The organism is Novosphingobium taihuense, from assembly GCF_007830315.1.
GTDB lineage: Bacteria > Pseudomonadota > Alphaproteobacteria > Sphingomonadales > Sphingomonadaceae > Novosphingobium > Novosphingobium taihuense.
Window position 1 is genome coordinate 14,992 of record NZ_VLKJ01000006.1, and the last position, 12,077, is coordinate 27,068.

Annotated in this window: 13 protein-coding genes; 6 read left to right on the forward strand and 7 right to left on the reverse strand. The window is 63.2% G+C overall.

The features are described from left to right. Positions 1–50: 50 nt before the first annotated feature. Genes fabG through IQ25_RS12665 form a run of 3 tightly spaced genes read right to left on the reverse strand, consistent with a single transcriptional unit; the run spans position 51 to position 2,637 of the window. Positions 51–815 (reverse strand): 3-oxoacyl-[acyl-carrier-protein] reductase, encoded by a 765-nt coding sequence (gene fabG, locus IQ25_RS12655; protein ID WP_039334779.1) that lies wholly within the window; start codon positions 813–815, stop codon positions 51–53. A 4-nt stretch (positions 816–819) separates the two neighbouring features. Next, a complete protein-coding gene (fabD, locus tag IQ25_RS12660; RefSeq protein WP_144906380.1) occupies positions 820–1,755 on the reverse strand; it encodes an ACP S-malonyltransferase in 936 nt (311 codons plus the stop codon). 60 nt (positions 1,756–1,815) lie between these two features. Next, on the reverse strand, positions 1,816–2,637 hold the full coding sequence (locus IQ25_RS12665; protein ID WP_144906383.1) for an LD-carboxypeptidase: 822 nt from the start codon (positions 2,635–2,637) through the stop codon (positions 1,816–1,818). An 86-nt stretch (positions 2,638–2,723) separates the two neighbouring features. Here IQ25_RS12665 and IQ25_RS12670 point away from each other — a divergent pair, with 86 nt between their 5' ends. Then, complete coding sequence (locus IQ25_RS12670) at positions 2,724–4,163, forward strand: UDP-N-acetylmuramate--L-alanine ligase (protein ID WP_144906384.1); 1,440 nt, start codon at positions 2,724–2,726, stop codon at positions 4,161–4,163. Between the two features lie 63 nt (positions 4,164–4,226). Here IQ25_RS12670 and IQ25_RS12675 read toward each other — a convergent pair whose 3' ends face one another. After that, a complete protein-coding gene (locus IQ25_RS12675; RefSeq protein ID WP_144906386.1) occupies positions 4,227–4,760 on the reverse strand; it encodes a GNAT family N-acetyltransferase in 534 nt (177 codons plus the stop codon). 218 nt (positions 4,761–4,978) lie between these two features. Here IQ25_RS12675 and IQ25_RS12680 point away from each other — a divergent pair, with 218 nt between their 5' ends. Then, on the forward strand, positions 4,979–5,347 hold the full coding sequence (locus IQ25_RS12680; RefSeq protein WP_144906388.1) for a hypothetical protein: 369 nt from the start codon (positions 4,979–4,981) through the stop codon (positions 5,345–5,347). Positions 5,348–5,357: 10 nt separating this feature from the next. On the opposite strand, the gene IQ25_RS12685 is transcribed toward IQ25_RS12680, so the two are convergent. Together IQ25_RS12685 and IQ25_RS12690 are read right to left on the reverse strand one after the other, a co-directional pair. Further along, entirely contained in the window at positions 5,358–6,299 is a 942-nt protein-coding gene (locus tag IQ25_RS12685; protein ID WP_144906390.1) for a DUF808 domain-containing protein, read from the reverse strand. A gap of 86 nt (positions 6,300–6,385) precedes the next feature. Next, a complete protein-coding gene (locus IQ25_RS12690; RefSeq protein WP_258537027.1) occupies positions 6,386–8,524 on the reverse strand; it encodes an EAL domain-containing protein in 2,139 nt (712 codons plus the stop codon). Positions 8,525–8,710: 186 nt separating this feature from the next. Here IQ25_RS12690 and IQ25_RS12695 point away from each other — a divergent pair, with 186 nt between their 5' ends. Next, positions 8,711–9,865, forward strand: a complete 1,155-nt coding sequence (locus tag IQ25_RS12695; RefSeq protein WP_144906394.1) for an acyltransferase family protein — start codon at positions 8,711–8,713, stop codon at positions 9,863–9,865. Positions 9,866–9,869: 4 nt separating this feature from the next. On the opposite strand, the gene IQ25_RS12700 is transcribed toward IQ25_RS12695, so the two are convergent. Next, on the reverse strand, positions 9,870–10,646 hold the full coding sequence (locus IQ25_RS12700) for an enoyl-CoA hydratase (protein ID WP_144906396.1): 777 nt from the start codon (positions 10,644–10,646) through the stop codon (positions 9,870–9,872). Between the two features lie 209 nt (positions 10,647–10,855). Here IQ25_RS12700 and rpsF point away from each other — a divergent pair, with 209 nt between their 5' ends. Genes rpsF through rplI form a run of 3 tightly spaced genes read left to right on the forward strand, consistent with a single transcriptional unit; the run spans position 10,856 to position 12,055 of the window. Continuing rightward, positions 10,856–11,218 (forward strand): 30S ribosomal protein S6, encoded by a 363-nt coding sequence (gene rpsF, locus IQ25_RS12705; protein WP_144906398.1) that lies wholly within the window; start codon positions 10,856–10,858, stop codon positions 11,216–11,218. A gap of 3 nt (positions 11,219–11,221) precedes the next feature. Then, the gene (rpsR, locus tag IQ25_RS12710; protein WP_011445073.1) at positions 11,222–11,446 is read left to right on the forward strand and encodes a 30S ribosomal protein S18; all 225 of its coding nucleotides are present in this window, start codon (positions 11,222–11,224) and stop codon (positions 11,444–11,446) included. A 12-nt stretch (positions 11,447–11,458) separates the two neighbouring features. Continuing rightward, the gene (gene rplI / locus IQ25_RS12715; protein WP_144906400.1) at positions 11,459–12,055 is read left to right on the forward strand and encodes a 50S ribosomal protein L9; all 597 of its coding nucleotides are present in this window, start codon (positions 11,459–11,461) and stop codon (positions 12,053–12,055) included. The last annotated feature ends 22 nt before the right edge of the window (positions 12,056–12,077 follow it).

The following is a 12,077-nucleotide window of genomic DNA, read 5'->3' on the forward strand; positions in this document are numbered from 1 at the left end:
TTGGGGATAAAACCGCCAGAATCAGCCTTTGGCAGGTCTCAGGAGGCCCCTCAGGACATCATCGCCATGCCGCCGTTGACGTGGAGGGTCTGGCCCGTGACGTACCCGGCCTCCTTCGAGGCGAGGTAAGCCACGGCGGCGCCGATGTCTGATCCCTCACCCATCCGGCCCATCGGGATGCGGGCGTTGAGCGCGTCCTTCTGGCCATCGGGCAGCACGTCGGTCATCGCGGTACGGATGAAGCCGGGGGCGACGCAGTTGACCGTGACGCCGCGGCTGGCGAGTTCCTGCCCCAGCGACTTCGACATGCCGACCAGACCCGCCTTGGCCGCAGCGTAGTTGACCTGACCGGGGTTGCCGGTTGCGCCGACGACGCTGGTGATGGTCACGATGCGGCCGAAGCGGGCCTTCATCATCGGCTTGGTGGCAGCGCGCATCAGGCGGAACGCGGCTTCGAGGTTGACCCGGATAACCGCGTCCCACTCCTCGTCCTTCATCCGCATGGCAAGGTTATCGCGCGTGATGCCGGCATTGTTCACAAGGATGTCGAGCTTGCCGAGCGTATCCATCGCAGCGGGCACGAGATGCTCGACCTGCTCGGTATTCGACAGGTCACACGTGATCTCGACGTGATCGTGACCGTAAGTGTCGTTCAGTTCCTCGCGGAAAGCGCGAAGCTTGGCCGGGTTGGTGCCGGACAGAGCAATGCGGGCACCCTGCTTCGCCAGCGCATGGCAAATCGAAGAACCGATACCACCGGCCGCGCCGGTCACGAGTGCGGTCATGCCACTGAGGTCGAAAAGGCGGTTTTCCATGGGCTCAGAGCTCCTTGAGAATGGCTTCGATGTCGGCCATGCCGATCACGCTGGTGACGGAGACATCGGCGACCGAGCGGTTGATCATGGGGCCGAGGACCTTGCCTCCCAGTTCGACGAACTGCTCCACGCCTGCGTCCTTCATAGCGATCGCGCTTTCACGCCAGCGGACGCGTCCCGTGACCTGTTCGACAAGGAGGCGCTTCACTTCGGCAGGGTCCGTCACGACTGATGCGGTGACGTTGGCGAAGAGGGCTACACGCAAGGCGGCAGGCGGCGTCTTTTCGAAGGCCTCGGCCATCGCATCTGCCGCAGGCTGCATCAGCGGGCAGTGGAACGGGGCCGAGACCGGCAGCAGCACGCCGCGCTTGATGCCGTGGTCCTTGACCATGGCAACCGCGCGCTCGATCGCGGCCTTGTGGCCCGAGAGCACTACCTGAGTGGGATCGTTGTCGTTGGCAACGGTGCAGACTTCGCCTTCTGCGGCAGCTTCGGCCAGGGCGGTAGCCTTTTCGATGTCGGCACCGAGCAGCGCGCACATCGCGCCTTGGCCGACCGGCACGGCGGCCTGCATCGACTGGCCGCGCAGCTTGAGCAGGCGAGCCGTGTCCGCAAGGCTGAAGGCTCCGGCGGCGCAGAGCGCGGTGTATTCGCCGAGGCTGTGCCCGGCGACGAAATCGGCCTTTTCGGCAAGCGTGATGCCGCCTTCGCGTTCGAGCACGCGCAACACCGCGATGGCGTTGGCCATGATCGCGGGCTGGGCATTTTCGGTAAGTGTGAGAGCGTCTTCGGGGCCTTCCTTCATGATCTGGAAGAGCTTCTGCCCGAGCGCATCGTCGACTTCCTCGAACACTTCGCGCGCGACTGCGCTAGCCTCGGCAAGCTCCAGTCCCATGCCGACCTTCTGGCTGCCCTGCCCCGGGAAAACGAATGCTCGCATCGAACTCTCCTGTTTCGCGCCCTGATACATTGGTCGCGCGCCCTATTGCCGCCGCCCGTTTCAGGCAAGCCCGAACGGGACGATCTTGTTGCCAATGTCGTGGCCGATGTCGGCTGGCCCCAGGAACGGAATGCCGGTCCGGGCGCACCAATAGCGGGTCATCTCCTCGACCTCGCAGCCAAAAGGCCGGTCATTCTCGGGCACCTGGCTGACGCGACCGAGACGAAGGCCCGCCATGCCGGTGGAGCCAAGGCAGTTCGTCACATGGAATAGCAGGCGGTCCACTGCATAGTGATACTCCGCCACTTCCTCGACCATCACGACGTGACCTGACAGATCGGGCAGCAGCGGTGTCCCGCAGAGCATGGCCAGCGTCATCAGGTTGAAAGCAACCGCCGGCCTGCCGTCCGAAAGCGAAGGTTCGAGGCCTTCACGCGATCCTGAGAGCCAACCGAGCGTGCGGCGCACAGCGGCCTCGCCGTCTTCGCGGCGAAGGTCTACCGGCATGGGCGCATGCACTGAGCGACCGATACGCGCCCGATAAAGGGCGGAAAGCAGCGTGCCGCCATCGGAATAGCCGAGGTACTGCTTGTCGTAGGCAGCGGCCTCCAGCAGCGGGAGCGCATCCATCGTGATGCGGTTGGCACCATATCCCCCGCGCACGAACCACACGGCATCGAAGGCGGGATCGTTGGCGCATTCGACGAACGCTGAAAGACGCAGGGCGTCTGGTCCGGCAAAGTGGCCTTCGCTGGCAAAGCACTGGTCGTGAAAGACAAGTTCGAGCGCGGGAAACTCCGCTTGAGCAAGGGCCGACACGCGAGCTGCGTCATCGCGGGTGAACGGCGTCGAAGGAGCGCAAATGGCGATGCGTCGGGTCACGGCCCATCCCTAGCCGGTTTCGTCCATGCGGTAAAAGCGGCAATCGGGTGGTTGTCACCGGCGGCGCGGGCGCATACCGGATAGGCATGACCGACGCCGCACCCCCACCGTCCCTTGACCCGAACGAACTTGCCACGCGTGAATGGTTTTTCTGCGGCATCGGCGGATCTGGGATGCTTCCGCTGGCGCTGATCCTGCGCGGCATGGGCGCGAAGGTCGCCGGGTCCGACCGCAGCCGCGATCAGGGGCGGACACCGGAGAAGTTCGGCTGGCTCGAAAGCCTGGGGTTTGCGTTGTTCCCGCAGGACGGATCGGGGATCACCTCGGCGGAACAGATCCTTGTCGCTTCTGCCGCGGTGGAGGACACCGTGCCCGAAGTGGTCCGCGCCAAGGCACTGGGCTGCAGCCGGATGAGCCGTGCGCAACTGCTCTCCGCCCTGTTCAACGCCGCGCCCCAGGGGATTGCCGTGGGCGGGACGAGCGGCAAGTCCACGGTCACAGGAATGATCGGCTGGATACTGACGGGTGCGGGCCGCGATCCGACGATCATGAACGGCGCGGTGATGAAGAACTTCGTCGCCCCCGATGCCCCCTTTGCCTCGGCCCGCGTAGGCCACGGCCCGGCATTCGTTTCGGAGGTGGACGAAAGCGACGGGTCGATCGCGCTCTATGATCCCGAAGTCGCCGTGCTCAACAACGTCAGTCTCGATCACAAGAGTCTCGAGGAACTGCGGGCCTTGTTTGGTAATTTCATCGCTCGGGCCAAGGTCGCGGTGATCAATGCCGACGATGCCGAGAGCATGGACCTGATCGGGCAAGCAAGCCATGCGGTAACCTTCGGCTTTGGCGCAGATGCGCAGATCTCGGTTGAGGAAGGCAGCATAAGCGAAGGGCCAACAAGCATTTCTGCACGGATGCTCGACCGGCGCGATGGTTCGAGCCATGCGCTCACCCTCCAGGTGCCGGGACGACACAACCTTTCCAATGCGCTGGCGGCGATCGCTGCTACCTCTGCTGCCGGAATCCCGGTCGATGAGGCCGTGGCGCAACTGGCCGGGTTTGCAGGCCTCGCCCGCCGGTTCGACATTGTCGGCACGTCTGCCTCGGGCGTGACGGTGATCGACGATTTCGGGCATAACCCTGAGAAAGTTGCCGCAACGCTCGCCACGCTAAAGGTCCATCCGGGGCGCGTGATTGCGTTCTTTCAGCCGCACGGTTACGGCCCCCTGCGACAGATGGGGCATGAACTGGCCGAAGTTCTGGCGACACGCCTCTCGCCCGGCGACATCACGATCCTGTGCGATCCGGTATATTTCGGCGGCACGGTGGACCGCTCGGTTGGGTCCGAACAGATCGTGACGATGATCCGCGAGCACGGCGGGATTGCCGAGCATGTACCATCGCGTGCCGACTGCGCCGACAGGATCGTGGAAATCGTCCGTCCCGGAGACCGCATCGTGGTGATGGGTGCGCGGGACGACACTCTCGCTAGGTTTGCCCGCGACATTCTGGACCGATTGTCCTGACTTGCGCGACGGAAAAGGGTTTACGCCCCGCCCGTCGCGTCAGTCCGACCGTCCCGATGCCGCTCAGTCGAAGCGCTTTTCCAGAAGAACGAGATGCGGATCGCCCTCGATGCCGTGGGGCACGAAGCCTCGCTCTCGCTCCAGCTCGATAGCGGCGTGATTGCCGCGGTCCTCGATGGAGATCACCTTCTTGAGTCCACGCTTGCGCGCTTCCTCACCGAGCAGATCGAGTATCGCCCAACCGATGCCACGTCCGCGATAAGCGCCGTCGATCGAAACGGCGATCTCTCCCGTTTCCATTCTGGCATCGCAAGCAAGCATGGCCGAGGCGACCAAGGCTCCGGTCTCATGCTCGAACACAAGGAAGCTTTCGGTACGCCAATGATCGCAATGGGTTAGTGGAACTAGTTGATCATGCCCGACATGCCTAGCGGCGGAGAGAAAGCGGAACCGCCGATCATCGTCGCTGACCCGCTCGAAGAAGGCTTCGAGTGCTGCTTCATCCTCGGCGAAGGCCGAACGCACGTCGAGCCGCGTGCCGTCGCGGGTTTCATAGGTTCGATGCGGTGCAAGTTCCGCGAGCGTGGCACAAGTCATTGGTAGGTCTCCTCCGGGATGCCTGAAGTCGACCTACTCATTACCATTGGCCGCATCAGCGGACTTGATCCAGCGCAACCGCCTTCAACAAGGCACTTGCAAAGAACGCCTGACAGCTTGCGAAGGGCGCACGCTTCTAGAAAAACCTCGTTGCCCCTGAATGCTGGTGCAGTTCGGTCGTTCTTACGCGTGTGGTTAATGCATCAGGAGGACCTGCCATGTCGCTCGATAATCATGCGGACGAATACGATGCCAAACGCCGCGCACCGCGCGTCGGAATCGAGCTTCCCGTGCGGTGCAAGCGCGGCGCGATACGGTCAACCGTTATGCTTAAGGATCTCAATCCCTACGGCGCGCGGATCGAAGGGCTGGAGAAGCTGCGCGTGGATGAGCCGATCTACCTGATGCTGCCGGGCCTTCAGCCCAAGCTCGCCTTCGTGGTATGGAGCCGCGACCGTGTTTCAGGCCTCGAGTTCGAGCATCGCCTGCATGACGAGGTGTTCGAGACGCTCGTCAGCGAATTTGCGATCCGGCACTATCGCGACGGCCATGTTCCAAAGCTCGCTCCGATCCGCCACGCCGCCTGACGCGGCGGGATCAGTGCTTGCCGCGTGCCTTGCCGATCATGTGGACGACGAAGGCAACTATGCCCCCCAGAACCAGTCCGACGAGCGCTGACAGCACGGCGTAAGTCAGCCAGCCGAGCACGCCGCCGAGTGCCCCCGTGGCATGTTCGACCGCGTGCTGGGCAGCGTGGGCAATGCCTGCAGGACCTGGCACGCCAAGAACTTCAAGCCCGTGCAGGATGATCCCGCCACCGACCCAGAGCATCGCAGCAGTGCCGACCGTTGCCAGCAGCGCAAGCAGCACAGGCATCGCACGCAGAAGAAAAGCGCCGGTGCTGCGAGCCAGTGCGGAAGGCTTCTTGGCCAGATGCAGGCCAATGTCGTCCATCTTCACGATCAAGCCCACCGCGCCATAGACGGCCACGGTAATCGCGATACCCACGACCGCAAGGATCAGCGCCTGCTGGACGATCCCTTGATTGGCGACTTCCGCCAGCGCGATCGCCATGATCTCGGCCGAGAGGATGAGATCAGTCCGCACGGCTCCTGATACGCGCTCGTTCTCGAACGCCGCGGCATCGGTGGGCTGATCTTCCAGTGTCTGCCCGTGCTTTTCACCGCCCAGCTTCTCGATCACCTTCTCGGCGCCCTCGAAGCACAGGAAAAGGCCGCCCGCCATGAGCAGCGGGGTTATCGCGCCGGGCAGGAATGCACTAAGCAGGAGTGCGGCGGGCAGCAAAATCACCAGCTTGTTGAACAGGCTGCCCTTGGCGATGCGGGCAATCACCGGCAGTTCGCGGTCGGGCGTGAACTCGGTGACGTAGGACGGGGTTACCGCTGCATCGTCGATGACGACGCCCGCAGCCTTGCTCCCCGCCTTGGCTGCGGCAGCACTGACATCGTCCAACGAAGCAGCGGCGGCACGGGCGATGACGGAAACGTCGTCAAGCAGGGCGACTAGGCCGGAAGGCATGAGGGGCAAGCGTCCTTGAGAATTGGCAGATGCCGGGGAGATGTGCGGTAACGGCCGACGGAGCGCAAGGGTCCCGAAGAGGCTTTTTACGTCCGGTCGCGCGATCCTGGCACGGCAACCTGAATGAAACGGGGCTTGCCCTTTGGCTCTGCCGCCGCTGCGGCCGCAGCCAGCGTTGAGGGCGGCACGCGGTGCCGGGTGCATAGGCCGCCCGCCCCGTCACTGGTCAGCGACTGTTCGAATTCGACGCCGATGACCGCCTCTTCGGACCGCACGACCATCGACACGACGATCTGCCCACCGCCCAGATCGACCACCAGGCTGGTGCCGACTGGAACTCCCAGAAGTCCGTCGATCCGCGCGCCTGTCCGTGAAAGATCGCGCATCACGGCTTCGTAGCGATGGTCTTCGTGAATCACGATGACCCTGCGGAACACCGAGCGTCGTTCGGGCCGATGGCGCTTTGGCCCGCTGGGCTCAAGCTTGAGATCGCCGCTTACAAGCTTTGCTTCGACTTCGGCCAAAGGCATGGCGCGGGCGAAGAGATGCCCCTGCACGAGCTTCGCGCCGCGTTTCTTGACCACGTCCAACTGGTCGAAGGCCTCGACGCCCTCGACCGTGGTCTCCATGCCGAGCGCGTCGGCGAGCCCGAAAATGGCGGAGATGATCTTGGCGCTGTTCTGGTCCTTCGCAGCACAGGTCTCGACAAAGCTGCGATCGATCTTGAGCTTGTCGAACGGGGCCGAGCGCAAATAGCTGAGCGACGAATAGCCTGTTCCGAAATCGTCGAGCGCAAGGCGAACGCCAAGGCCCTTGAGCGCAGCAAATGTCTCATCCACCGCCTCGCTCTCGCGCATAAACACGGTTTCGGTCAGCTCAAGTTCCAGTCGTTCCGGGTCAAGCCCGCTGACCGCGAGTGCCGAGGCAACCGAGCCGACAAAGCCCGGCACCGCGAACTGCACTGCCGAGACATTGACTGCCAGCCGCACGTTGTCTGGCCACTTCGCCGCATCCTCGCACGCCTTGCGCAGGGCCCATTCGCCCAGCGGCACGATCAGGTTGCTTTCCTCGGCAATCGGAATGAACAGCGAGGGGGGAATCGCTCCCCGCTCAGGATGATTCCAGCGCAGCAGCGCCTCAAAGCCGACGACGTAGTTGTCGGCAATACGAACCACGGGCTGGTAGTGCAGTTCGAGTTCGTCGCGGGTCAGCGCTTCGCGCAAGTCCTGATTGAGCACGGTGCGCTCCTGCGCCTCGTCCTTCAGGTCTGCCGAAAAGAAACGGAACTGACCGCGCCCCCCGTTCTTTGCGGCGTAGAGCGCAAGGTCGGCCGAGGCGACGATGGCCTCCCGATCCTCGCCATCGTGCGGAGATACGGCGATGCCGACCGACGCCCCGATCACTGCGCGCTTGCCGCCGATGGCATAGGGCTGCGAGAGCATCTGGATGATCTTGGCGGCAATCTCTCCCAGCCGTCCGCGATCATCAAGATCGGGAAGGATTATCTGGAACTCATCCCCACCGAGGCGCCCGATTTCACCCCGATCGCCGGTCACCTTGCGCAGACGTTCGGAGACCTGTCGCAGGAGTTCGTCGCCAGCAGGATGGCCCATCGTGTCATTGACATGCTTGAACTTGTCGAGATCAAGCATCAGCAAGCCACAACAACGGCCCGCCGGGCGGAAGGCGGCCAGGATGGCGTCGAGCCTGCGCGTCATACGGTGGCGGTTGTAGAGGCGGGTCAGCGAATCATACTCGGCGGCACGCTCGTCGTCGCGCTTGCGCGTGTACTCGCGTGTGACGTCTCGCGCGAAGCCGGTGTAGCCCGCGAAGCTGCCATCCTCGCGCTGGCGGGGCTGCCCCGAAAGGGACCACCAGCGACCATCCTCCTTGTCGACCGCAAGGCGGACGATCAGGTCCGCGATCCGGCTGTGGGCCGATAGCTGGAAACCCAGCGTGCGGGCCGACTGCTCCTGCGCCGCATCGCTGTCAGTTTCGACGATCGTTGTGAACGACCGTCCGACGAGAGACGAAGCGCCGGAAGTGGCATTGGCAGAGATGTAGCTCAATCGCCCTTCGGCGTCGGTCGCCCAAAGCCAGCCGAGGCCGGAGTGTTCGAACTCCTCCATGACGGCAAGGCGCAGGGCAGGATCGCATTCGGTCTCTTCAGGCAGCGCCGCTGCAGTTCCGGTTACGTGGCTGTTGCCGACGCCACCTTGCCGCACCAAACCCCTGAAGATTCCTCTTACCGCCATCGTATTCCGGCATTCGTCCTGCAAGCTGCACCAGGTCCAGCGTGACCGCTTAAACGAAGCTGGTTACTTTCGGCCTAACGTCGCCCTCCACGTTGCGCTCGAAACGGTGAAATCACTATCTCGCACCAGTCGAGCAATGTCGCTAGAGCGCGGGCGATGACACCGTCCGCCAAACGCCTGCACCACCTCGACGCGGCCCGCGCGCTGTTGCTGTTGCTGGGGCTGCCGTTCCACGTGGCGACCAAGGCAATCTTCGAGAGCGATCCTGCGGCAACCGAATTCCAGCAATCGCTGCTGATCGGCGGATGGGCCTCGATCACGCACGTCTTCCGCATGTTCGCCTTCTTCATGCTGGCCGGGTATTTCGCGGGCATGATCCGTCAGCGCAAGGGCACCGGTGCGTGGATTGCCGAGCGGACGCGCCGCCTCGGCCTGCCGTTCCTCGCCAGCCTGCTGACGCTGGGCGCCTTGCAATACCAATTGCAGGACAGCCTGCTGGGCAAGCCATCACCAACTTTCCTCGGCCTGCCATTGGCGCTCGACCATCTGTGGTTCCTCGTCGTGCTGCTCGGGTTCTGCCTGACTTACGCCGCCGTGCCGGTGCGCTGGCTGCAACCGGGCGAGCGGATGCAGCGGGCAATGCTGCTGTCAGGACCGGGAGGTCTTATTGTCCTTGGCCTGCTTGGCCTTTGGGGACTGGTGCGCTACGCCACCGAGCAGGTCCCGCCAATTCCGAACGCGCCGAGCGAGACGCTGCTGTGGCAGCAGTTCGTGTTCCACGCCGCGAGCTTCGCGCTCGGCATAATGGCTTGGCATGGCCACATCGGCGAGCGGTTGTTCGCACTACAAAGCCGCTGGATCGGCGTGGGCATAGTCCTGCTGCTGGTACCTTACATACCGCTCGATCCGCTGATCCGCCCTGCCTTGGGCAGGGAGATCTACCCTGATCTTGCCGGAACGCTCACACTCCGCGCGCTGGAGCTGCCGCTGGCATATCTGATGTCGCTCGCGCTGTTTCGGGTGCTGGCGTGGAGCATACGCGGGCCAAACCGGGTAGTGACCTTCTTCGTCGACGGCGCGCTGGCAATCTACCTGTTTCATCTCGTCTGGGCGATGGTTCTGTTGCCCCACGTTCGCAGCTTGCCACTTCCCGCGGAGGCGCAATGGCTTCTTGGTGCATCGACGGTGTTGTTGCTTGCCGTAGCTAGCTATCTGGCAGTGCGATCTACCAACCTGACGTCGACCCTGTTCTGTGGAACGCCGGGCAGAAACGCCAAAGCACCAGGAAAAAGCGCAGTCATGACCGCCTGAACGTCTATCCCTGCGACCGTCCCCGCGCGATCACAGCCAGACGGCGCGCTTCCACCTCGGAAGCGTCGACCTTGCCGTTCATGGCCTTCGAAACCTGCCCTTCCAGAGCCAGCGCCTCGCCAAAGGGAAGCGCATAGCCATCGTCGATCAACTGTTTGTAGGCGCTGGCCATGCGCGGCTCGATGCTCGCCATGTCCTGCGCAAGCGCGATGGCAGTCGGGAGCAGGTCCGCAGGTGCCACGACCCGGTTGACCAGACCCCACGCGAGCGCTTGCGCGGCATCGATGAAATTGCCGGTAAGTGACAGTTCCTTGGCTCGCGAGACGCCGATTATCCGGGAAAGCTTCTGCGAAAGGCCCCAGCCCGGCATTATCCCGACCCGCGCGTGGGTATCGGCAAAGCGCGCGTTCTCCGACGCGATCAGGACATCGCAAGCGAGTGCCAGTTCAAAGCCGCCGGTTATGGCCACGCCGTTGATCGCGCCGATTACCGGCTTTCGGCATTCCTCAACTGCCTTGACCGGATTGCGGGTCGCCTCGGTAGCATTGGCGTCTCCGAGTTTGGAGGTATCGGCGCCCAATTCCTTGAGATCAAGGCCAGCCGTGAAAGCCCTTTCCCCTGCACCGGTCAGCACCACCGTGCGCACATCATCGTCGGCATCGACATCACGCATGACCTGCGCAAGCTCGGTGCGCAAAGCGCCCGACAAGGCGTTCATCGCTTCAGGACGGTTGAGCGTGACCACGGCAACCGCGCCGTGGCGTTCGATCTTCACCAGCATTGAAATCTCCCTTAAGAGGGCGATTAAACGCACTGCACACAGGCTTGGCAAGGGGCCGGAATACAAGATCGCACTTGCATTACGCTCCAGAATCGCTAAGCGCCGCCCCTTCACCGGCATCTGGCCAGTGAAATTCAAGAAAGCCGGAGGGGCCCCGCAATCCCGCGGATCAGCCAGCGATCGGTTAGAGAGATAAGGAAGCACAAAGCATGCCGCTTTACGAGCATGTCTTTTTGGCTCGCCAGGATCTGAGCCAGGCTCAGGTTGACGCGCTTGCCGCCGCCGCCACCGAAATCGTCGAGAGCAACAACGGCAAGGTCACCAAGACCGAGACCTGGGGCCTCCGTTCGCTGGCCTACAAGATCCAGAAGAACCGCAAGGCACACTTCGTCCTGCTGAACATCGAAGCTCCCGGCGCCACCATCGCCGAGCTCGAGCGCCAGACGCAGATCAACGAAGACGTGATCCGCTACATGACCGTCCGCGTTGACGAGCATGAAGGCGGTCCGTCCGTGATGATGCGCAAGAACGACCGCGAGCGCAGCCGCCGCCGCGAACGCGAAGGGGAATAAGACATGGCTCGTCCGTTTTTCCGTCGCCGCAAGAGCTGCCCGTTCTCGGGCAAGAACGCGCCGAAGATCGACTACAAGGATGTGCGCCTGCTTCAGGGCTTCATGTCCGAGCGTGGCAAGATCGTGCCGTCGCGCATCACCGCCGTTTCGGCGAAGAAGCAGCGTGAGCTGAGCCAGGCGATCAAGCGCGCCCGGCACATCGGCCTCCTGCCCTACATCGTCAAGTAAGGAGCGCTAACCATGCAGATCATCCTGCTCGAGCGCATCGAGAAGCTCGGTTCGATCGGTGACGAAGTCACCGTGAAGGACGGCTACGCCCGCAACTTCCTTCTTCCCAACAAGAAGGCCCTGCGCGCCAACGAAGCCAACCGCAAGGTCTTCGAAGCCAACCGTGCCCGCATCGAAGCCGATAACGCCGCCCGCCGTGAAGACGCAAAGGCCGAATCGGCCAACGTCGAAGGCAAGGAAGTCGTGCTCATCCGCGCTTCGTCGAACGCTGGCCAGCTTTACGGCTCGGTCTCGGTTCGCGATATCTCGGACGCGCTGGCCGAACAGGGCGCCAAGGTGACCAAGTCGATGGTCGTTCTGGAACGCCCGATCAAGACGCTGGGCGTGTACACCGTCAAGGTGGCATTGCACCCGGAAGTCACCGTGAACGTCAAGGTCAACGTCGCCCGTTCGGCAGACGAAGCCGCGCTGCAGTCGCAGGGCGTCAACGTCATCGACGCGATGTTCGACAACGAAGTCGGCGGCTTCACCGAAGCCTACGATCCGAACGCGGAACCGGGTGAAATCCCGGCCGAGCTGCTGGAAGGCAGCGAGGAAGCGGAAGCCTGAGGCTTCCCCGCATTCTCGGATG

What these genes read in the sequence shown, in the direction of transcription:
- fabG (WP_039334779.1), bottom strand. Translation starts at nt 815, where the DNA reads ATGGAAAACCGCCTTTTCGACCTCAGTGGCATGACCGCACTCGTGACC.
- fabD (WP_144906380.1), bottom strand. Translation starts at nt 1,755, where the DNA reads ATGCGAGCATTCGTTTTCCCGGGGCAGGGCAGCCAGAAGGTCGGCATG.
- IQ25_RS12670 (WP_144906384.1), top strand. Translation starts at nt 2,724, where the DNA reads ATGACCGACGCCGCACCCCCACCGTCCCTTGACCCGAACGAACTTGCC.
- IQ25_RS12675 (WP_144906386.1), bottom strand. Translation starts at nt 4,760, where the DNA reads ATGACTTGTGCCACGCTCGCGGAACTTGCACCGCATCGAACCTATGAA.
- IQ25_RS12680 (WP_144906388.1), top strand. Translation starts at nt 4,979, where the DNA reads ATGTCGCTCGATAATCATGCGGACGAATACGATGCCAAACGCCGCGCA.
- IQ25_RS12685 (WP_144906390.1), bottom strand. Translation starts at nt 6,299, where the DNA reads ATGCCTTCCGGCCTAGTCGCCCTGCTTGACGACGTTTCCGTCATCGCC.
- IQ25_RS12695 (WP_144906394.1), top strand. Translation starts at nt 8,711, where the DNA reads ATGACACCGTCCGCCAAACGCCTGCACCACCTCGACGCGGCCCGCGCG.
- IQ25_RS12700 (WP_144906396.1), bottom strand. Translation starts at nt 10,646, where the DNA reads ATGCTGGTGAAGATCGAACGCCACGGCGCGGTTGCCGTGGTCACGCTC.
- rpsF (WP_144906398.1), top strand. Translation starts at nt 10,856, where the DNA reads ATGCCGCTTTACGAGCATGTCTTTTTGGCTCGCCAGGATCTGAGCCAG.
- rpsR (WP_011445073.1), top strand. Translation starts at nt 11,222, where the DNA reads ATGGCTCGTCCGTTTTTCCGTCGCCGCAAGAGCTGCCCGTTCTCGGGC.
- rplI (WP_144906400.1), top strand. Translation starts at nt 11,459, where the DNA reads ATGCAGATCATCCTGCTCGAGCGCATCGAGAAGCTCGGTTCGATCGGT.